Source organism: Paenibacillus sp. Pae15 (assembly GCF_024519685.1).
Classification (GTDB): Bacteria; Bacillota; Bacilli; order Paenibacillales; family NBRC-103111; genus Paenibacillus_G; species Paenibacillus_G naphthalenovorans.
Map to the genome: position 1 here is coordinate 23161 of NZ_JALJRM010000014.1, position 20659 is coordinate 43819.

Below are 20659 nucleotides of genomic sequence, written 5' to 3' on the forward strand. Positions count from 1 at the left end.
CCATTCGCTTATTCTTGACAGATCTGTCCGCCGTCTACGACCAATTCCGTTCCTGTTATAAATGACGCTTCCTCTGAAGCGAGAAAAGCAAATGCGTTGGCGACATCCTCCACCTTGCCGTAACGGTTCAAGGGAATTTTGGAAGTGTAGTTTTGGACTTCCTCCTTGGACATGCCGCCTTCCAGCGCCAATTCGGTCAGTATGAATCCCGGGCAGACCGAATTGACCCGAATGTTAAACGGCGCAAGCTCGATCGCCATCGATTTGCCAAGCAGGATAACCCCTGCTTTCGTTGCATTATAATGAGCAAGACCTTTTTCGCCCAATATTCCATTCGTCGAAGCCATGTTCACGATGACCCCTGCATGTTGTTGTTTCATTTCGTGTGCAACCAATTGGGAGCACAGAAAGACACCTGTCAAATTCACATTCAGTGTATCCTGCCAATTTTGATCCGTGATGTCCAAGAACGGTTCGAAACGGGCAATTCCCGCATTATTGGCCAGAATATCAATGGATCCGAATGTCGTTTTCGTAAATTTCACCAGCTCCAAAACCTGCTCCCGCTTCGTCACGTCAACCGTAATACGGTGCACAGTTCCATATTCACTCAATTCTTTGGCCGCGTTATGTAATCTTGTTTCTCCCAGATCGCAAATGACCACCTGTGCGCCTTCCTGAAGAAACTTCTTGGCGATAGCCTTTCCGATCCCCCGGCCGGCCCCTGTTACAATGGCCGTTTTGTTCTGTAATTTCACACCATCAACTCCTTTAGCCTTATGTTAGTTAGTTAATGTTCTTTTCTAACTAAATAGTACTTCACACACGCTAATAATTCAATAACAATTTTCTAAATTTTTTAAATATTCTGTTGTTTAATGAGGTTAAATATATTTTGTTTTCCGGGGCATGGTGCGGCACATCAATGCGGCAATGCCTAAAAAGCTTAGTAAAGAAGTTTCAGCTTCTTCACTAAGCTTTTTGGTGTTTTCCATATGCATGATTGTTCCGACACGATACCTTGGAGTCAAATCTCTATCCGGCCGTCCATGCCGGATGATTTATGACACTGTGGAATGAACATCTTCGGCGATGACGGCGTCGCTGCTTTCTTTCCCTTTTTTCTTTGAAGCCAATTTTCCAAGAACGATAACAAGCACAGCCAGTCCGATCGGAAGCACATAGTGGCCCGCCGGGAACACCGATTCCAAATAACTTCCCACGGCCTTGTCGCTTAATACCATTTCTCCCGCTGTATATCCAAGCAGTCCGGCACCCAGCCACACAATGATGGGGAACCGGTTCATGAGGCGCATGAGCAATTGGCTGCCCCAAATAATCAGAGGTATACTGATCGCCAGACCCAGGCCGATCAGAACAAGATTCCCGCCGGCTGCTCCGGCTACTGCAAGCACATTGTCCAAGCTCATGACAAAATCGGCAATGATAATGGTTTTAATCGCCTCGGTTATCGTAGATCCGGACTTCAAGTGTTCTTCATCTTCCCCGCCTTTTAACAGCTTAACGGCAATGTACAACAGCAGCAATCCGCCGGCTACTTGTACAAAAGGAATTTGCAGAAGCCAAACGGCGACGAACGTCAAAATGACTCTTAATGCGATGGCGCCAAAACTCCCCCAAACTACGGCCTTTTTCTGCTGGTTCTGAGGCAAATTACGGCACGCTAAAGCGATTACAACCGCATTATCACCACTTAATACAATATTAATCAAAATAATCTTCAGCAGTCCAACCAGAAATGCCCCTTCCATCCACCTGTCGCTCCTTTTATAAATGAAGAATAGAATCATTACCGTAAGGGCTTACATTCAAGATCTACAAGCCTGTGATGCATTTTTTCATTGCAATCCTCCCAGAAGTCAATATGTGTAGCATATATATTACACAATACTATATTTTCTCCTTTTTCAAAAGAAAAAAATTTCCTTCATGGCACAATATGCATCCATGCCAGTTCTATACCGGTAAAATCGGGAACAAAAGTAGACAAAACGAGACTCCATTCTCATTTTGTCTACTTTTTATGGGACATGGGCACAAAACGGCCATTGCTGCGGGAGATTTGGTTTGGCACAGTTTTTGCTTAGTTATTTGGTGTGAAGGCGGCGAAACGGATTGCCGCTGCCGCTTATTCACAAACTGCAGGCCATGTCATTTCAAATTCAAGAGGAGGTTGAACGTATGGTAGACGTTGTGCAGGACAAGAAGATCACGTTAAGCAGAGAAAAAGCCGGCTGGATCTTTCAAAAAATGCTGGAAATTCGTAAGTTCGAGGATAAGGTTCATGAGTTGTTTGCCCAGGGAAAGCTGCCCGGATTCGTTCATTTGTATGCCGGTGAGGAAGCGGTCGCTGTTGGCGTGTGCGCACACCTTGACGATAAGGACAGTATTACCAGCACACACCGCGGACATGGCCATTGTATTGCCAAAGGCTGCGATTTGGATGGCATGATGGCCGAACTGTTCGGAAAAGCAACCGGGCTCTGCAAAGGAAAAGGCGGGTCCATGCACATCGCCGACTTTAATAAAGGCATGCTGGGCGCAAACGGGATCGTAGGCGGCGGATATCCGCTGGCATGCGGTTCTGCATTAACCGCCAAATATAAGAAAACCAATGCGGTAAGCGTATGCTTTTTCGGCGACGGCGCGAATAATCAGGGAACCTTTCATGAGGGAATCAATTTGGCCTCCATTTGGAAGCTGCCTGTTGTGTTCATAGCGGAAAATAACGGCTATGGGGAAGCAACCCCGTTTCATATGGCCTCTAGCTGCAAAACGATCGCCGAACGTGCAATCGCTTACAACATTCCGGGCATCCGGGTCGACGGAAAGGACGTGCTTGCCGTCTATCAAGCTGCGGAGGAAGCCGTACAAAGAGCGCGCAGAGGCGAGGGCCCGACACTAATTGAATGTGTCACCTACCGCAACTACGGACACTTTGAAGGAGATGCCCAAAAATATAAAAAAGAAGAGGAGAAAAAAGAGCATCTAAATGAAAAGGATGCCATTCAGCAATTCAGAGCTTATTTGCTGAATCAGCAGCTGTTTACAGAAGCGGATCTGGCTGAAATCGAAACATCCATAGATCAAGCGGTCGAGGCGGCTATCGAATATTCGGAACAAAGCCCCTTCCCTGACGAATCCGAGCTGCTAACCGATGTTTATGTATCTTATTAAAAGGGGGATACCAAGATGGCCAGAAAATTGAGTATGTCATCGGCAATTAATGAAGCGATGAAGCTTGCCATGCGTAAAGACGAAAATGTCATTTTGCTTGGCGAAGACGTGGCGGGCGGAGGCGGCGTTGACCATTTGCAAAATGATGAAGCCTGGGGCGGTGTATTGGGGGTTACGAAGGGCCTGGTCCAGGAATTCGGCCGCGAACGGGTTCTCGATACGCCCATTACCGAGGCAGGATTCATCGGAGCCGCGATGACGGCAGCCGCTACAGGATTAAGACCGATCGCCGAGCTCATGTTTAATGATTTCATTGGCAGCTGTTTGGATCAAGTCCTTAATCAAGGCGCTAAATTCCGCTATATGTTCGGGGGCAAAACGCAGGTGCCCGTCACGATACGTACGACGTATGGCGCCGGCTTCCGGGCGGCAGCACAGCACTCTCAAAGCCTGTACGCGCTTTTTACGAGCATTCCGGGGCTTAAGGTTGTCGTTCCCTCTACCCCTTACGATGCGAAAGGCCTGCTGCTGGCCGCTATTGAAGATAACGATCCCGTGGTCTTTTTTGAGGATAAGACGCTGTATAATGCGACCGGCGAGGTTCCCGAAGGGTATTATACGATTCCGTTAGGCCAAGCGGACATTAAACGGGCAGGCTCCGACCTGACCATTGTGGCGATCGGCAAACAAGTGCACACGGCATTAAAGGCCGCAGAACAGCTTGCGGGCAAAGGGATCGAGGCGGAAGTCGTCGATCCGCGAAGCTTGTCCCCGCTTGATGAAGATACGATACTGGCCTCGGTAAGCAAAACCAACCGGCTTATTGTCATTGACGAAGCCAATCCCCGATGCAGTATAGCGACGGATATCGCCGCATTGGTCGCGGATAAAGGATTCGATAGTCTGGACGCGCCGATTAAACGGATTACGGCACCCCATACCCCTGTCCCCTTCTCTCCTCCGCTGGAGGATATTTACTTGCCGACACCGCAAAAGGTACTGGCCGTTGTGGCTGAGCTTTTGGGGGACAAATCGCTGCAAAGCGTCTAATTTCAACATGATCGGTGGGAAAACCAATGGCTGTAGACATTGTAATGCCTAAATTAGGAATGGCAATGAAAGAAGGAACGGTTTCCATTTGGCATAAACAAGCCGGAGATACGGTTGCCAAAGGAGAAATCATTGCCGATATCAGTTCGGAGAAAATCGAGATGGAACTGGAGTGCCCTGCAGACGGAGTTCTTTTGGAGATCGTTGTACCCGAAGGGCAGGGTGTTCCTCCGGGAGCAGTCATCGGCTATATCGGCCATCCGGATGAAAAAGTGAACAGACCTGCTGCAGCTACGGCCCAACCCGCAGCCCAAAATCAAAACTCTCCCGCTGCAAGTGTAGAAACGGCCGCTTCAGCGGAGGCCGCCGGATCTCAAAAGAAAGGGGAGATCAGGATCTCCCCTATCGCTCGAAAAATGGCGGAGGCCGCCGGATTGGATATCGCTTCTATTTCAGGAACCGGCCCGCAGGGAAGGATTACGAAAGAGGATATCGAACGTGAAATTTCGAACAAATCCTCCGCCACACCGGCCCGGCAGTCCGAACCCGATATATCCGAAGACGAAGAGCAAACCGTGCAATCGCCGGTCACCGGCATCCGCAAGGTCATAGCGACCCGGATGCTTGACAGCTTGCGCCATAGCGCCCAACTCACGCTCAACTTAAAAGCCGATGTCACTGAGCTTTTGGCGCTCCAAAAACAGATCAGCGAATTTATCCGGCAGCAATATGAGGTCAAGCTGACAATAACCGATTTTATCGCCCGCGCAGCCGTCCTTTCTCTGCTGCAGCACAAACAAATGAACAGCGCTTATATCGACGATCGAATTCTTACGTACAGCCACGTTCACCTCGGCATCGCTGTCGCCCTGGATAAAGGCCTGGTCGTCCCTGTCATACGCCATGCCGAAAAACGCTCTTTGCCAGATTTGTCCCGACTCATCAAATCCTTGGCTCAGCAATCGCGCGACGGCCAGTTAGGCAGCGAGCATATGCAGGGTTCAACCTTTACCATTACGAATCTCGGCGCTTACGGCATCGAGCATTTCACTCCTGTATTGAACCCGCCTGAAGCCGGAATCCTCGGGATTGGAGCCGTTCAGGATACGCCTGTCTACCTGGGTGAAGCTTTGCAGCGCAGAAGTCTCCTCCCGCTCAGCCTTACCTTCGACCATCGGGTATTGGATGGGGCGCCGGCTGCTGAGTTTCTTCGAACGCTTAAGAGCTTTTTAGAAAATCCTTTGCGTTTGGTTCTGTAGAAAGAAGGGAAATTTCATGAAAACAATAGCTGTTATTGGAGGGGGACCTGCAGGATATGTGGCGGCGATCGTCGCCGCCAGGCAGGGTAAAGAAGTCACCCTTATCGAGCAAAAGGATTTGGGAGGCACTTGTTTAAACGAGGGATGCATGCCGACAAAGTCTTTGTTAGAGAGCGCGGAAACGGCCGAAAAAATCAAACATGCCGCACAGTTTGGCGTACGCCTCCCCTCCCATGAAGCGGAAATCGATTGGGACGGTGTTCAAGGCTACAAAAACGATATTGTAAAAAAGCTTGTCATGGGGATCGGATATTTGATGAAAAAAAATAAAATCAAGGTCCTCAAAGGAAAAGCAAGCTTTGAAACGGATCGCCGTTTATGTGTAGAGCAGGAAGGCAAACAAGTATTCGTTGAAGCGGATAAAATCATTATTGCCGCCGGCTCAGAGCCCGTTAGCCTGCCGTTTGCGCCATTTGACGGCGAATGGGTGGTTCATAGCGGCCAAGCCATGGCTCTCCCTGCAATCCCCTCTTCCCTGCTCATTGTCGGCGGCGGCGTTATCGGCTGCGAATTTGCAAGCATTTACAGCCGGATGGGCACCAAAGTAACGATGGTTGAGATGGCGGATCAGCTTATTCCGGGCGAAGATGCGGATATTGCCGCTATCCTGCGGCAGCAATTGGAAAACTCGGGTGTGACGATCCATACTTCAACGGTCCTGCATCATTTGGATTCCCATGACAAAAAGGCCAGGCTCGAAAACAGCAGCGGCGTCTATGAGCTAAGCGCCGATTATGTGCTGGTCTCCATTGGAAGAAGGCCTCGGACTTCAGGGCTGGGCCTGGAAAATACCCTGGTTGAATTTTCCAAGCAGGGCATCAAGGTCAATGAACATATGCAAACCAACATTCCTCATATCTATGCATGCGGGGATGTCATCGGCGGCATTCAGCTCGCTCACGTCGCATTTCATGAAGGGACCGTAGCTGCGATGCATGCTTGCGGAGGCGATGCAAAAGTGAATTATCGGGCGGTTCCCCGCTGCATTTATACAGCGCCTGAAATTGCCGGCGTAGGAATGACCGAAAATCAGGCAAGACAGCAATACGGAGATATTCGAATCGGGGAATTCCCTTTCACTGCGAATGGAAAGGCGCTCATTCTAAATGAGCCTGTCGGCAAGGTCAAAGTGCTGGTCGAGCCTGAATTTAACGAAATTATCGGCATGTCTATCGTGGGACCCCGGGCCACGGAACTGATCGGGCAAGGCGCGGTCATGCTGCACGCGGAATTGACTGCGGATGTCATGGAGCATTGGATTGCCGCCCATCCGACATTATCCGAAGCCGTTCACGAGGCTCTGCTCAGCGCCATCGGCCCAGCTTTACATGCTTGAATGCCTTCGACAAATTCATTGCAAGGGCGGGGTTCAAATGAAAGCTGCTTTTTGGTACGGTATCCGTGATGTACGTATCGATGAAATTCCTGCCCCGGTCGTTCAACCGGGAATGGTTAACATCAAGGTGGCGTGGTGCGGCATATGCGGCACGGATTTACACGAATATATGGCGGGCCCCATCTTTATCCCCGATCAACCGCATGCCCTTACCCATCAACAGGCTCCTGTTATTTTGGGCCATGAATTTGCCGGCGAAGTCGTTGAAGTCGGCCAAGGGGTAACCAGGGTCAAGGTTGGGGACCGTGTCACGGTTGAACCGATATTGGCTTGCGGCTCCTGCATTCCTTGTCAAAAAGGATTATACAACGTTTGCGACACATTAGGGTTTCATGGTTTAAGCGGAGGCGGAGGCGGCTTTTCGGAATTTACCATGGTGAAAGAGAGCATGGTTCACCGGCTGCCCGATCCTATGTCTTATGAGCAGGGAGCCCTGGTCGAACCGGCTGCCGTTGCCCTGCATGCCATCCGCACAAGCAAATTAAAAGCCGGCGACAGCTGTGTTGTTTATGGGGCGGGTCCCATCGGACTTCTGGTGATCCAAGCGGCCCGCACGGCAGGAGCCAGCCGTATTATTGCTGTAGAGGTTTCAGAAGAACGCCAACAGATGGCCAAGGCCCTGGGAGCCCATCATATCATCCATCCGTTAAAAGAAAATGCGATCCAGGCCGTTCACCGGCTCACCAACGGCGGTGCCGATATTTGTTTTGAGGTCACAGGGGTTGACCGCTGCTTGAATGATGCCATAGATTGCGCTAAAACCGACGGTCAAATCATCATTGTTAGCATTTGGGAAAAGCAGGCGTCCATTTTTCCAAACAACCTCGTACTAAAGGAACGGGAGATCAAAGGCGTGCTGGCTTACCGCAATATTTTCCCGGCTGTCATCGACCTCATATCGGAAGGAAGATTACAGGTCGATCAATTGATTACAAGGAAGATCTCCCTCAATGATTTAACGCAAAAAGGATTTGAAGAACTGATCCGAAGTAAGGAGCACATCAAAATTCTGGTTTCACCATCATTGGTTTAGTGAATGCCTGACAGCGATTCGCCTGCCTGAGGCTTCCTTCCGGGAGGCGAATCGTTGTCGGGCGCAGACAGAGGATAAATTTGTAATTCCGGCGTTGTAAGCGAAACCATTTTAAGGTTATAATAGGAGAATACCAACCATGCCTACGTAAACTTTGAAGTTATATGCTGCGACATAATTTCAGAGGAGCGGGTAAAATGTTTGAAAGCGCATTCAACCTTGATATTTGGAATCGCTTCGTTCGGGAAGGTGTGCTTGATTCATCGCGCCTCAATCAAAGGATCGTTGAATCTTGGTACCGTTCCAGGAACGCGCATGTGAATCCTCATCTGGATAAGGGCAGATCGATTTTAAACAATGATCTGCTTCGCTGCCAAATGGCCAAAAATGCACTGCTTCAGGATATCGCTCTGCCTCATCTGCAGCGAATGAATTCCTTTGCGAATGATTTGGGCATGATCGCATTATTGATTGATCCGGAAGGTTATGTTCTATCCATTTCGGGCAATAAAGATGTTCAAATGGCCGCATCCAAAATGAATTTTGTCGAAGGAGTTCGATGGACGGAGGGCGAAGTCGGCACGAATGCCATCGGTACAGCTTTATCGACGGAAGAACCCATCATGGTAACGGGTACGGAACACTATTCGGTGGCTTCCCATCGCTGGAGTTGTTCTGCCGCTCCCATTCGCCACGATGACGGAAAGCTCATCGGCATCCTCGATGTTTCGTGTCCGGTCGACCGTGCCCATCCTTATATGCTCGGGATGGTGACTTCCGTTGCTTATTCGATTGAACGTGAAATCAGTATACGCCATCATAAGGATGAGATGGAGCTCATCCAGCGTTCCATGGATATCATTGAAACGGATCGGCCTGTCGTCATTTGCAACAATAAGCAAGTCGTGGTATGCGCCAGCAAACCGATTCGTCATAACATGCCGGGATGGATAGGGTCAAAACCTCATGACTTCATGGAATATGGATACGCGCTTCAAATGGAGATCCCCTTCTATTCCAATGTTCATAACGGAATCATCGGAAGTGCCGTCCATTTCATAGAGGCGAAAATAAAGCCGGCCCCCCTGTGTTTCATCTCTCAGGTTCCCTCTACCCCCTTTGAATTTAAAGGAGAAAAAGGTATAAGCCAAGCTTTTCAACGCACACTGGACGAAATGAAACGGGTGGCCCCCTCCGACACCAGTGTTTATATTTCAGGAGAAACAGGAACTGGAAAAGAAGTCATTGCCCGAACCATCCATGAGAACAGTTCTCGGAAAAACGGACCCTTTGTGGCTGTAAATTGCGGAGCGATTCCAAAGGATCTGATGGAAAGCGAATTGTTTGGCTATGCGGAAGGAGCTTTTACAGGCGCACGGCGCCATGGGTATAAGGGGAAATTTGAACAAGCGAATCAGGGGACCTTATTTCTCGATGAGATTGGAGAAATTCCCCATTCGATGCAAGTTGCGCTTTTGCGCGTTCTCCAGGAACGAAAAGTCGTTCCTCTTGGAAGCGCCAAAGAGATTCCTGTCGATATCAGAATCATTACAGCTACGCATCGCGACCTTGGCCAGCTTGTTAAGGATGGGAAATTTCGTGAAGACTTGTATTATCGTCTCCATGTTTATCCGATCGATGTCCCGCCTTTGCGTGAAAGGAAAGAAGACATACCTTACCTGGTCCGATATTTTTGCGGCAAGCATCAATGGAATATCCCCTTGCATCCGGCATTATTCGATCGGCTATTGGAATACCATTGGCCCGGCAATATACGGGAACTGATCAATGTGCTTGAACGTTTGCACATTGTATCCCAGGGTGAAGGGATCGCCCCTTTGGAAACAATGCATGTTCTGGACAGATTAAATATCCGCGGAGCTCTATCTTCAAATCCTTCACTGGAACAAAACAACACCCATATCCCGGCAAATGAACCGGCACCCTGCAGCTTGCGTGATCAAATCCAAAAGGAGCAGATGACGGAAGCTTTACAAAAAACGAAAGGCAATGTAACGATGGCCGCTCAATTATTAGGTATACCCCGGAGCACTTTTTATAAAAGACTTCGGAAGTTTAATATATGATTGGCGCCAAAAACAGATTCGCAGCCGCCTCCGTTTCCACAACGGGGGCGGCTGCTTTGCTTCCCGCCTACCCCTCGAAACGATAGGTCGGCGAGCCTTTGATGCCCAGCTTGACGCGGAAAAGTCCCCCCGCATGCGGCTGCTTCTCCAATTCTTCTTCACTTAAACCTACTCTTGCCGTTGTAATATACAGCTCATCCAGATGCTTTCCCCCGAATACAACGGAAGTGACCTTGGAAGCAGGCAATGCAATCGAGTCCAATCTCTGCCCGGTAGCCGGATTCCAACGCGAAACTCGAGCGCCTTCCCATTGCGCCACCCACAGCATCCCTTCGTCGTCAATCGTCATTCCGTCAGGTATGCCTTCTCCCTCCGGTATGGTGACGACCGTCCGCTTGTTACGAATGGAGCCGCTCTCCAGATCATAATCGAAGGCGGCCACCTGCTTCGTTACCGAATCAATATAAAACATCGTTTTATTTTCTTTATCCCAGGCCAAGCCATTGGAGATCCCCACGCCATCAAGTACTTTTCTTACCTGGAGATTCTGATCCAGACAATAAAGCGCTCCGCTAATTTCTTCCTGGTTATGATCCATCGTGCCGGCCCAAAAACGTCCCTTTGCATCACATTTGCCGTCATTGAAGCGGTTGTTGGGCCGACCGGTTTCCGGCTCGGCGATCGGGATCAATGAGTCCGAAGCCGGGTTCAGCCTGTAGAAGCCATGCTGTGCAGCCACAATGAATCCCCCCGAAGCTTTCGGAACTGCGGCGCCAACCATTCGGTCTACTTCAATGAAACGGCTTTGGTTCGTTTCCGGATCAAAGCTCCAAATCTTGCCTTCAATGATATCTACCCAATACAGAAGTTGTCTGTCATGATCCCAGGCCGGACCTTCTCCCAGCGTATTCTTCACATCAAGCACCAGTTCTGCTGCATGCATCGTATCCTCTCCTCTCCAGAATGAACATCGGCGATCCCTATCCGAGCCTCCATTCATTTCAGCGTGCCACGTTGAGCACGATTTTTAATATATCCGGGTCCTTATTCTCCATGAGCTGGAATGCTTTTTCCAATTCGTGAAGTTCAAACCGGTGGCTGATGAGCGGCGCCGTATTTATTTTACCGGACTGCAGCAGTTCGATCACGGTTTTCCATACGCCGGGACTGCCTAATGACCCATGCATTTCAAGATCGTAGGTTACGAACTGATCCACGTCAAAAGCAGCCCGTTTACCTCCGCACAATCCAAGCAAACTAATCCGCCCTCCCGGCACGATATAGTCCAATAGCGATTCCACAACGGAAGCATTTCCGGTCGCTTCCACCACCGCCGTAAATAAATCCGTCCTTGTCCCGTCTTTTACATTCATCGTTTCGTCCGCACCGAGGCGTAACCCCATTTCCAAACGGCGGTGGCGGATATCGAAGAGAACCACTTTTTTCGCACCGAACGCCTTCGCCATCTGTACGGCAAGCAGCCCGACAGGGCCCGCCCCGATCACCGCCACCGTATCCTCGGGAGTAATCGATATTTTGCTTACTCCACGGAAGGCCACGGCCGCAGGCTCGATCAGGCAAGCTTCCTCATACGAAAGAGAAGCATCAAAACGGTGAAGCGCATGGGCGGGATAAACCATGTACTCCGCAGCCGCTCCGTCTTTGCCCAGCACTCCGTTTTCCAATCGTTTGGGGCACAGATTATACCTCCCCTTTTGACAATAAGAGCAATGCCCGCACGCTATCGTTGTCTCCCCAACGACCCGGTCACCTACATTAAAATCCTGTACCTCGCTGCCTAAGGCGATGATTTCCCCCGACCACTCATGACCCGGAATGACGGGAAAGGAGGATTGATTCGTTTGAAAATAGACCATCGTCCCTTGATAGATTTCCAAATCTGTAGCGCAGACGCCTAAACAATGGACTTTGACCAGAACTTCATCCTCCCTGCAGACAGGCACTTCCAGTTCGCCGCAGCGAATGATTCTCGGACCTGTGATTTGCACCGCTTGCATCGTTTTCGCCAATCTCATGCCAAGCTCCTCTCTACCTGTTTCCATGCCGCTTATTATCCGTTCATCAGCAGGAGATCATATGTTTGCCCAAATTGGCTTCGGCCAGCTCAACCATGTACTGAACCACCGCCGCATCCTGCAAAGTAGATAACGGAGCCTTCCCCTTGTCGATGCATTCATTAATAAAGTATTCAGACTCATAGAAAAACAATTCCTCATATTTGGGATAGGCTTTGCCAAGCGTACCGATCGCCCGGTTGTACAGCACATCTCTCCAGGAATAATTCATTCCTCCCTGGGTACCCAACACCTTGACCAGGTACGTCCACGGACTGCTCGTATCGTCGTCACAAGCAAAACTTGAAAAGAGAACCGCTTGTGCGCCGCCCGGCATTTCCAGCAGCATAACCGATTGATCCTCGCGTTCCAGTGTTTGATAGTGCAGTTTCGTCGCGGAACAGCTCATCGCCTCAGGCTTCCCCAGCAAATAGAGGGTCGTATACAGGTGATGGGTCATGATTTGCCGGATCACGCCCGGATAGTGTGAAGCCAGCTCCTCGCTATGATGAATGATAAATGTGAACCAGGCGCTGCATATTTGCCCGAGCGCCCCTTCTTCGATGTAGCGCTTCATCTTGATCATTTCCGGATGGTAGATATAATTGTGAGCGGGAAAGCATATACGGTTCATTTCCTGCGCCACCCGACCGATCTCGCGGATCTGCTCTACGGTCATGGCAACGGGCTTTTCGATCAGTACGTGCTTGCCGGCTTTCAAAGCCTGAACAGCCTGTTCATAATGGGCCTCCACCGGAGACAGGATATAGATGATGTCTATTTCATCGGATTCAATCAGCGCACGGGCATCGGGATAAGCCTTGGCCTGCCATTCCTTTTCCCTTCTGCTCAGCCGCTCTTGATTCAAATCCGTTATTCCGGCCAATTCCGCATGCTCCAGCTTATCAACGGACAGCTGATGCAATTCGGCCACCGCCCCTGTCCCAATGAAACCTATCCGATGCTTGCTCATTCGTATCCCTTCCCTATCCTTTAGTTTTGGAGGAGCCCATCACATTGGCCGCCACCGCGACAAACAAGACGATGCCCGTAGCCAGGTTTTGCCCGGCGGACCCAACCCCTAGCAGATTTAATCCGTTGACCAGAACGCCCATTAACAATACGCCGACCAGCGTCCTCCACATGCTGCCCACTCCGCCGAACAGCGAGGTTCCGCCCAGGATGACCGCGGCAATCGGAGGAAGCTGCAAACCGACCCCGGCTGTCACCTGAGCACTCCCGATCCGCCCGAGCATGAGAATGCCGGCGAGAGCAGCCAATATGCCGCTGATGGTTAGCACCAGTACTTTATATTTGGCGACGTTGATCCCCGACATTTTCGCCGCTTCTTCATTGCCCCCGATCGCGTAAACATTTCTTCCGAACACCGTCCTGCTTAAGATGATGTGGCTGATCACAAAGATCACTGCAAAAACAAGGACAATGGACGGAATGCCGAATACTTTGCCCGAACCGAACCATTGGAGACGGTCGGGAATGCCGTACAACGGTTGAGCGCCCGAAAACCATAAGCTGATCCCGTCCACGATAAACATCATCGACAGCGTTGCCATAAAGGTAGGTATTTTTAATTTGGCGTTGGCAAATCCGGAAACCGCCCCGACCATAGCCCCGATGAACAATGTGCAGATGATCGCAAGCCAAACCGGCAGCGCAACGCCTAATCCAAAGCCTCCGGTGCTAAGAGCGCCCGCAACTAAACCGCTGAATGTCATAATGCTCGCGATGCTTAAATCAATTTCAGCCGTAATAATGACAAAGGTTACCCCAATGGCCATAATGCCGATAATCGCCGACTGTCTTAAAATGTTAAGGATATTCGCTACAGAAAGAAAGCTTTCGGCAAGGATGGAAAAGACGATGATAATAAGGAACAAGCCGATTAACGGACCTATCGTTGTCATATCCAGCTGCCGAAGTCCTCTGCTCCCGAGAGGGACTTCCGAAGACCGTTGGAGATGTTGGTTCAGCTTACTTTCTTTGTTCGATACAGCCATCTGTTATCCCCCTTTCCCAGCTAGACCACATCCTTGAAGACATGATTCATTATATTTTCCTTCGTGATCTGTTCATTCCTTAGCTCATGGACGATCTTTCCGTGATTCATGACCAATACGCGATCCGCCATGCCGATCAGCTCCGTAAATTCCGATGAAATAAATATAATGGCGATCCCCTGCTCGGCCAGCTCCCTCATCAGTTGATAGATCTCCGATTTCGCTTTGACATCAATTCCTTTGGTGGGCTCATCCAAAATCATCAGCTTGCAATCCAGCGCCAGCCATTTGGCCAAAATGACCTTTTGCTGGTTGCCTCCGCTCAAATTGCGGACCGGAACATGCTCGGAAAAGGTTTTAATATTGAGCTTGCTTATATACTTTTTGGCCTTTTGTATTTCCAGACGGCGATGAAGCAGCAGATGCCTGACCGTATCGCGGATCGTCGTTAAATTAATATTTTCCTTGACCCCCAGGCAGCCGATGAAGCCTTCTTTTTTACGATCCTCCGTAATCATGGCAATTCCCTGTTTAATCGCATCCATAGGGCTTTTAATGACAATGGGCCGGCCGTTGAGATACGTATTTCCCGAGTCCTTCCTGTCTGCTCCGAAAATCGCACGCGCCAGCTCCGTACGGCCTGCCCCGTTCAAGCCGGCAATCCCCAGGATTTCCCCTTTGCGAACCTCCAGTGAAATATGATGAAAGTTTCGTCCGGTATACTGCTCAATTCGAAAAACAATCTCTTCTTGCACGTTTCCCTTCCCGGGATATATCGTTTCTGCATGATGCTCCGTACCCGTCATTAAAGAAATCAGGTTCTTTTCGAGATCCGGACTTTTAACGGATAAATCCAAGGTTTCGATTTGTTGTCCGTCACGCATAATGGTCACCTTGTCAGATATGGCATAAATTTCTTCCAGCTTATGCGTGATGAATATGATCGCTTTGCCGCTTGCCTTCAGCTGACGGAGCGTTTCAAACAATCGGGTCACTTCTTTGTCGCTTAAAGCGGAGGTCGGTTCGTCCAGCAGCAGGATTTCCGCATTCATGGAAAGCATCTTGGCGATCTCGACCATTTGCCGGTCAGCAATACTTAGCCGGCCGACCAAATCATTGGTAGAGATCGTTAAATTCAGCAGAGCAAGAAGCTGCTGCGCATTTTCGTGCAGCTTTTTGTAATGGACCAAGCCGATCGAATTTCGCGGCAAGCGCCCAAGATAGATGTTCTCAGCCACATTCAGCTGCGGGATCAGGCTTAGCTCCTGATGAACCATGCCGATGCCCAGCAGCCTCGCATCCTCGCTGTTTTTCATCTGGGCCCGCCGGTTGTTGACATAGATTTCCCCTTCGTAATCCGTATAAATCCCGTCGATAATTTTAATCAAAGTGCTTTTCCCGGCGCCATTGGCACCCAATAGTGTATGAATCTCGCCTTTGTATATGGATAAATTGATATCCTGGAGCACCGTTATCCCGTTGAACTGCTTGCCAATATGCTTTGTAAACAGCGCGCATTCCTTTTCTACCCGTCGGGACATTCCCGCTCCCCTTTCCATGATCGTTTTCAATGAAAGCGGAAGCTCTACCATGCCCCCGATAGAGCTCCCCGCATGGATTACCAAGCCTTTGTTTTCAGCATGTCATCCGCATTGGCTTGATCGATAAGATCTGTAGGAACCCATACCTGCTCCTCCACCTTCTCCTGATTCAAATGCTTCACTGCTGTCTTTAACCCGTCCCCGAGCATGCTTGGATATTGCAGTGCCGAACCGTATATTTCTCCCGACTTGATTTTTTCTACGGTCGATTTCTGGCCATCCATCCCTACCATAATGAGCTGCGTATCGCGGTTTGCCGCCTTGGCCGCCTGCCATGCCCCTTCAATCATCATGTCGTTATGAGCAATGAAACCGTGCAAAGTTTTATTGGCGGTCAGGATATTCTCTGCAGCCCGCATTGCAGTGGTGGATTGAAATTCTCCGTTTAAGCTGGCTACAATCTTCACCTTGGGATTGTTTTCGAGTATATTGTGAATCCCTTTCCCGCGCTCGATCGCCGCAGACGAACCGGGTGTACCTTGAAGCTCAGCCACATTCCATACCGGCTCGTTCGGATATTTTTCTTCCAATCCCTTGAGGAACAGCTTGGCGGCATTTTCCCCCATATCCTCATGGTTGGTCCCGATATGCGCGACAACCTTGGCATCCTTGGAGGTGACGCTGCGGTCTACCGTAAAGACGGGGATGCCCGCTTCATTGGCCGCTTTGATCGCCGGGGTTACGCCTTCGGTTGTAATCGGAATGAGAACGATGGCATTTACCTTTTTGACAATCATATCCTCCACATCTCTGTTCTGCTTCGCCTGATTATTCTCTGCATTGTAGAAGGGCGCTTCCACGCCTAATTCCTTGGCTGTCTCCTGCCATGACTTCTGGGCGGCTACAAAGAACGTAAATTCGAGCGACGGCACCGACGTTCCGATGACGAGCTTCTTATCCGCAGTACCGCCGCCTTGAGGCGCAGGCGTTGGAGGTTGGTTGGTTGCGCTTCCATTGGACCCGGAAGGAGCGGAACCAGAACAAGCCGTTAGAAATACGAGCAATAAAATGAGCATAGCGGTAAATCCGTTTTTCATGATGGCACACCCCTCATATCATGTTTTCATTGCTGAATTCAATGTATCAAAGCCCGGTCAAAATGACTCTACACGATTGTTCCAATATTCTGACTATTCCAACCCTTTTATAGCATTTATTTGCCACGCTCTGGATTTTTGTTCCAATAGGAAAAAGCCGCTTACGCGGCTTTAAACGATCTGATAATGCCGATGACGAGGCAAATTCAGCCTGATGCAGGTTCCCGATCCCATTTCACTATGAATGGAGATGACGTCAGACGTTTGGTAAAAGATACGCAAACGCCGGATGACATTTTGAATACCAAGTCCCAAGCCATAGGATTCGGAATTTACATTCAGCAAACGTTCAATGGTTTCGCGGGACATTCCCGCTCCATTGTCATGGATCTCGATCTTTTCGCAGCCCTCGTCCCGATAAATGTGAATTCGGATTCGGGTGATCGTTTCCGCAGATTGAATACCGTGAACAAAAATATTTTCGACAATGGGCTGAAGGGTCAACGACGGCATTTCAATATCCAGACAGGCTTCATCCACTTCGAATTGAATGTCAATCTGATCCTGAAATCTGACTTTTTGAATATAAAGGTACTTATGGATAATATCCAGTTCTTCCCGCAGCGTTACCCGGCTCTCTACTTTTTTCAGATGATATCTCAGCAGCTTGGACAGGTTCATCATCAAATCTTCCGTTTTATAGGCTTTTTCCATGAAGGCCAGCCGGGATATAATATTTAACGTATTGAACAGAAAGTGAGGATTCATTTGACTTTGCAGCGCTTTTAACTCCATCTCCTGCAGCAGCCTTTTATATTCCTCCTGGCTTTTGACTTCTCTTAGCAGCCGCTCGATATTGTGGCCCATGACCACATAGGCCGCCATCAATTCGCCGATCTCATCCTTTCGTTCCAGAGATATGTCGCTTACATTAAAATCGCCCGACGATATTTTGCGGGAGCGCGCCGCCAATTTTCTCAACGGCAAAGAAACACCGTGAAAAATAAACAGGGAATACAGAATACTAATCACAATGGAAACGAAAAACATGGTTCTTCCCATGATCTGAAACAAATGCTTGCTTTCTGTAATTTTAACAAACTGCTCCCGATAGGAGGTCAATTCAGAGCTTGTAATATTTCTCGTGTTGTCCATAATAAATCCGGCCAGCTTGAACGATTCATCATAATGCGCCGTATAGGCATCAATCTCCTGCCGATCATAGTATGTGACGCTCACTTCCACCTCCTGTTGAAAACGATTTAGCAAATGGGTCAATTGAAGTAGCTGGAATTGGCTGTTGTGCAAAAACGTTTCTTGCTCCATGGTTGCTGCGTAATCGTTCAGCAAACGGAGCCCGGCTGTGAGATCATCACGATCTTTCTCGTAGCCCCTGCTTAAATATTGATTCAAAGAGCTTTGCGTGGCTTCCACCGTATTGGCAATGTCGTTCATTCGGACAAAGCTTCTTAAGATCATTTCATAATTATCGAGATGCTGTGTGAAATTATAATAAATGATAAACATCAGCCCGTTAAAAAAAGCGCTGAAAATAATCACATAAATAAATACCTTTTTGTAAATCCGGATAGGCCTTCACTCCTCTCTTGTCTGCAAATAGGCATCCATGGACGAGCGGTCGATAATGAACGATTCCGTATAGTTCATCGGGGATACCGGCTTCCGATGTATAATTCTTCTCATCAATTCCACGCTTTTAAAGCCCATCAAATATGACTTCTGCTGGACTGCCGCTTGAATCACGCCCTGCTTAATCAGCTCTATGGTTTCCGGCAAATCATCAAAAGCAATGATATCGATCTGGCGTGCCGGAAAGTACTTGTTCACCGCTTGCGCAATTCCCGGACCGTCTAAAGCGCTTACACCGAACATCACATTAATGTCCGGGTGCTCCTTCAACATCTCGTATGCCTTTTTTACCGCTTCCAGCTTGCTGATTTGCGAACCCTCCAAAGCGACAATCGTAAAATCCCTGCGGTCCTTGATGGCCTCCTTGAACCCTTCGATCCGCAGCTTCATATGCTGCCCTTCGGGATTTCCCGAAATGATGCCGATATGAGCAGGATCATGCCGGTGCGCTTTCAGGTAGTTTCCGATTTGCACGCCCGCCCGATAATTGTCCGTGCCGACAAATGCCAATCGCTTGCTCTGAGGGGCGTCCGTGTCAATCGTAATCAAAGGAATGCCGGCTTCCACCGCTTTATTGATGACGGGAACAAACACGTCATCCAGCCCCTGAGTGATGATGCCATCCACTTTAGAAGCGATCGCTCTCTCAATGAGAAGACGATGCTCTTCGATGCTTGCCCGGTAGGGCCCCTGCAGATCAATCCGCAGATCCTCTCCCGCGGCCGCCTGCGCCCCTTTAAGAACCACATCCCAGTAGGGGTGCTTGGCTTCCTCGGATACCAGTAAAATTTGCTTTTGCTTGACCGGATTCGCATTCTCCGTAAAGTGCCGCCTTGCATCCTTCGCCAATTCCCACGATTGATAAAAGGATATCCCTAACCAGAATGAGCCTGACAACAGCGCCGCGAACAAAACGAAATACAGAAACCAGATCTGTTTCACTTTAATCTCCATCAGACCTCGCTTGGGTTCTTCCCCTTGATTTTTTTAAACACGCGGCTAAAATAATTCGGATCATGAAAGCCTACCTGAAAGCTTACCTCTTTAATACTGGCTCCGTTTTTTAGTCTCAATAAAGCGGCCGCCTGCTCGACCCGGTATGCCGTAAGATATTCGGAAAACGTCTCTCCGAAGCTTTTTTTAAACCACTTGCTGAAATAATTTACGGAGAACCGGGCATACGCCGCCATCTCTTCCACCCTTAAGTCCCGGTGATAGTTTTTCCGGATATAATCCTCCACTTTCAGCTTCAATTGATTGTCTCCCCGCAGCTGAAGCAGCACCCTGCGAAAAGCTTCTCTTACTGCCGACAGCTCAGTTCCGACAGGCTGGATTTCCCATACCAGACCTGGCTGCTTTTGGTTTTGGAAGCGCTTTATATTTTTGTCAAGCTCAGCCGTTACCTGCAAAGGAAGTTCGGATGAGAAGATCAGCGCCAGCTTCATTTCCCCCAAAGCCAATTCCAGCACAACAGGAAACAGCACTTTCCACTTTCGAATGAGCTCTTGGGCCGCCTCCATCCCGCTGTTGCCCATTGGCTTGAACGTTACCAGGTATCCGGGCATTTCATCGATGCCGAGCAGCTGTCTCATTTCCTGAAAATTGGCATCATTTAAGGTTCCTTGGATCAGTCCATTGAATAATTCCTTCTGCAAAAAATGGTTCGTTAACTGGAACCGTTCCCGGTTCAAGATGTGTTCCGTTCGTACTTTCCGTTCCCTTCTGCATTCATCCAATGTGCTTCGAACCGTCCTCACGATTTCTTCCCTGCCGGCCGGCTTGACCAAATAATGTTTGACCTCCAGTTGGATCGCACGCTGGGCATATTCGAATTCTTCGTACGCCGAAATCAGGATCACTTTCAATTTAGGAAACGAATCCTTTAATTCGTAAATCAAGTCCAGGCCATTAATCCCGGGCATCTGGATATCTGCAATCAGCAAGTCCGGTTTACAGGCTTCCGCCAATTCCAGTATCCTTCTTCCGCTTGTTTCCCGATACACTGTAAGCTCAGGAAAGGCATCCTTTAAAATCCATTCGAGTGCCTTTGCTTCGATGGGCTCATCGTCCACAATAAAGCAAGTTTCAGCCATTGCAACCTCCTTAACATACAAGAGTTTTAGGAAATATTTTACTATTCACACTTTGATTATACACCATTTTCTGCAAGCGAAAATAAGAAAAACCTGGCCGCT

General features: G+C 49.1%; 17 protein-coding genes. 6 read left to right on the forward strand and 11 right to left on the reverse strand.

Translation table 11 applies throughout. The features are described from left to right. Positions 1-8: 8 nt before the first annotated feature. Both NR121_RS13340 and NR121_RS13345 read right to left on the reverse strand, forming a co-directional pair. Positions 9-758: an SDR family NAD(P)-dependent oxidoreductase gene (locus tag NR121_RS13340; protein WP_062409088.1), complete on the reverse strand. Its 750-nt coding sequence runs from the start codon at positions 756-758 to the stop codon at positions 9-11. 303 nt (positions 759-1061) lie between these two features. Continuing rightward, the gene (locus tag NR121_RS13345; RefSeq protein WP_137670243.1) at positions 1062-1772 is read right to left on the reverse strand and encodes a TerC family protein; all 711 of its coding nucleotides are present in this window, start codon (positions 1770-1772) and stop codon (positions 1062-1064) included. Positions 1773-2202: 430 nt separating this feature from the next. Here NR121_RS13345 and NR121_RS13350 point away from each other — a divergent pair, with 430 nt between their 5' ends. The 6 genes from NR121_RS13350 to NR121_RS13375 all read left to right on the forward strand — a co-directional run bounded on the left by NR121_RS13350 (position 2203) and on the right by NR121_RS13375 (position 10083). Further along, complete coding sequence (locus NR121_RS13350) at positions 2203-3198, forward strand: thiamine pyrophosphate-dependent dehydrogenase E1 component subunit alpha (protein WP_074727568.1); 996 nt, start codon at positions 2203-2205, stop codon at positions 3196-3198. Between the two features lie 15 nt (positions 3199-3213). Beyond that, the gene (locus NR121_RS13355) at positions 3214-4248 is read left to right on the forward strand and encodes an alpha-ketoacid dehydrogenase subunit beta (RefSeq protein WP_054819504.1); all 1035 of its coding nucleotides are present in this window, start codon (positions 3214-3216) and stop codon (positions 4246-4248) included. Positions 4249-4274: 26 nt separating this feature from the next. Next, positions 4275-5507: a dihydrolipoamide acetyltransferase family protein gene (locus NR121_RS13360; RefSeq protein ID WP_137670242.1), complete on the forward strand. Its 1233-nt coding sequence runs from the start codon at positions 4275-4277 to the stop codon at positions 5505-5507. 16 nt (positions 5508-5523) lie between these two features. Further along, the gene (gene lpdA, locus NR121_RS13365; protein WP_137670241.1) at positions 5524-6903 is read left to right on the forward strand and encodes a dihydrolipoyl dehydrogenase; all 1380 of its coding nucleotides are present in this window, start codon (positions 5524-5526) and stop codon (positions 6901-6903) included. A gap of 37 nt (positions 6904-6940) precedes the next feature. Then, the gene (locus NR121_RS13370) at positions 6941-7996 is read left to right on the forward strand and encodes a 2,3-butanediol dehydrogenase (RefSeq protein ID WP_054819503.1); all 1056 of its coding nucleotides are present in this window, start codon (positions 6941-6943) and stop codon (positions 7994-7996) included. Positions 7997-8193: 197 nt separating this feature from the next. Continuing rightward, entirely contained in the window at positions 8194-10083 is a 1890-nt protein-coding gene (locus NR121_RS13375; RefSeq protein ID WP_256831321.1) for a sigma-54-dependent Fis family transcriptional regulator, read from the forward strand. A gap of 67 nt (positions 10084-10150) precedes the next feature. Here NR121_RS13375 and NR121_RS13380 read toward each other — a convergent pair whose 3' ends face one another. The 9 genes from NR121_RS13380 to NR121_RS13420 form a co-directional block, all read right to left on the reverse strand. Beyond that, on the reverse strand, positions 10151-11026 hold the full coding sequence (locus tag NR121_RS13380) for an SMP-30/gluconolactonase/LRE family protein (protein WP_054819502.1): 876 nt from the start codon (positions 11024-11026) through the stop codon (positions 10151-10153). Positions 11027-11084: 58 nt separating this feature from the next. After that, positions 11085-12119 (reverse strand): zinc-dependent alcohol dehydrogenase, encoded by a 1035-nt coding sequence (locus NR121_RS13385; protein ID WP_062409094.1) that lies wholly within the window; start codon positions 12117-12119, stop codon positions 11085-11087. Between the two features lie 46 nt (positions 12120-12165). Then, complete coding sequence (locus tag NR121_RS13390) at positions 12166-13131, reverse strand: Gfo/Idh/MocA family protein (RefSeq protein ID WP_074727512.1); 966 nt, start codon at positions 13129-13131, stop codon at positions 12166-12168. Positions 13132-13144: 13 nt separating this feature from the next. Continuing rightward, positions 13145-14176 carry an ABC transporter permease gene (locus NR121_RS13395; protein ID WP_062409096.1) on the reverse strand — a complete coding sequence of 344 codons (1032 nt, stop codon included), beginning with the start codon at positions 14174-14176 and terminating at the stop codon, positions 13145-13147. 20 nt (positions 14177-14196) lie between these two features. Then, positions 14197-15717: a sugar ABC transporter ATP-binding protein gene (locus NR121_RS13400; protein ID WP_256831322.1), complete on the reverse strand. Its 1521-nt coding sequence runs from the start codon at positions 15715-15717 to the stop codon at positions 14197-14199. Positions 15718-15794: 77 nt separating this feature from the next. Beyond that, a complete protein-coding gene (locus NR121_RS13405; protein ID WP_054819494.1) occupies positions 15795-16814 on the reverse strand; it encodes a D-ribose ABC transporter substrate-binding protein in 1020 nt (339 codons plus the stop codon). 171 nt (positions 16815-16985) lie between these two features. Beyond that, complete coding sequence (locus NR121_RS13410; RefSeq protein WP_054819493.1) at positions 16986-18374, reverse strand: sensor histidine kinase; 1389 nt, start codon at positions 18372-18374, stop codon at positions 16986-16988. A gap of 36 nt (positions 18375-18410) precedes the next feature. Further along, complete coding sequence (locus NR121_RS13415) at positions 18411-19406, reverse strand: sugar-binding protein (RefSeq protein WP_256831323.1); 996 nt, start codon at positions 19404-19406, stop codon at positions 18411-18413. An 11-nt stretch (positions 19407-19417) separates the two neighbouring features. Next, complete coding sequence (locus tag NR121_RS13420; RefSeq protein ID WP_062409101.1) at positions 19418-20557, reverse strand: response regulator transcription factor; 1140 nt, start codon at positions 20555-20557, stop codon at positions 19418-19420. Positions 20558-20659 lie beyond the last annotated feature (102 nt).

Excerpts from the sequence above, each read along its gene's own strand:
- NR121_RS13345 (WP_137670243.1), bottom strand. The coding sequence starts at position 1,772 with ATGGAAGGGGCATTTCTGGTTGGACTGCTGAAGATTATTTTGATTAAT.
- NR121_RS13385 (WP_062409094.1), bottom strand. The coding sequence starts at position 12,119 with ATGAGATTGGCGAAAACGATGCAAGCGGTGCAAATCACAGGTCCGAGA.
- NR121_RS13350 (WP_074727568.1), top strand. The coding sequence starts at position 2,203 with ATGGTAGACGTTGTGCAGGACAAGAAGATCACGTTAAGCAGAGAAAAA.
- NR121_RS13395 (WP_062409096.1), bottom strand. The coding sequence starts at position 14,176 with ATGGCTGTATCGAACAAAGAAAGTAAGCTGAACCAACATCTCCAACGG.
- NR121_RS13420 (WP_062409101.1), bottom strand. The coding sequence starts at position 20,557 with ATGGCTGAAACTTGCTTTATTGTGGACGATGAGCCCATCGAAGCAAAG.
- NR121_RS13405 (WP_054819494.1), bottom strand. The coding sequence starts at position 16,814 with ATGAAAAACGGATTTACCGCTATGCTCATTTTATTGCTCGTATTTCTA.
- NR121_RS13360 (WP_137670242.1), top strand. The coding sequence starts at position 4,275 with ATGGCTGTAGACATTGTAATGCCTAAATTAGGAATGGCAATGAAAGAA.
- lpdA (WP_137670241.1), top strand. The coding sequence starts at position 5,524 with ATGAAAACAATAGCTGTTATTGGAGGGGGACCTGCAGGATATGTGGCG.
- NR121_RS13375 (WP_256831321.1), top strand. The coding sequence starts at position 8,194 with ATGTTTGAAAGCGCATTCAACCTTGATATTTGGAATCGCTTCGTTCGG.
- NR121_RS13380 (WP_054819502.1), bottom strand. The coding sequence starts at position 11,026 with ATGCATGCAGCAGAACTGGTGCTTGATGTGAAGAATACGCTGGGAGAA.
- NR121_RS13370 (WP_054819503.1), top strand. The coding sequence starts at position 6,941 with ATGAAAGCTGCTTTTTGGTACGGTATCCGTGATGTACGTATCGATGAA.
- NR121_RS13355 (WP_054819504.1), top strand. The coding sequence starts at position 3,214 with ATGGCCAGAAAATTGAGTATGTCATCGGCAATTAATGAAGCGATGAAG.
- NR121_RS13400 (WP_256831322.1), bottom strand. The coding sequence starts at position 15,717 with ATGTCCCGACGGGTAGAAAAGGAATGCGCGCTGTTTACAAAGCATATT.
- NR121_RS13390 (WP_074727512.1), bottom strand. The coding sequence starts at position 13,131 with ATGAGCAAGCATCGGATAGGTTTCATTGGGACAGGGGCGGTGGCCGAA.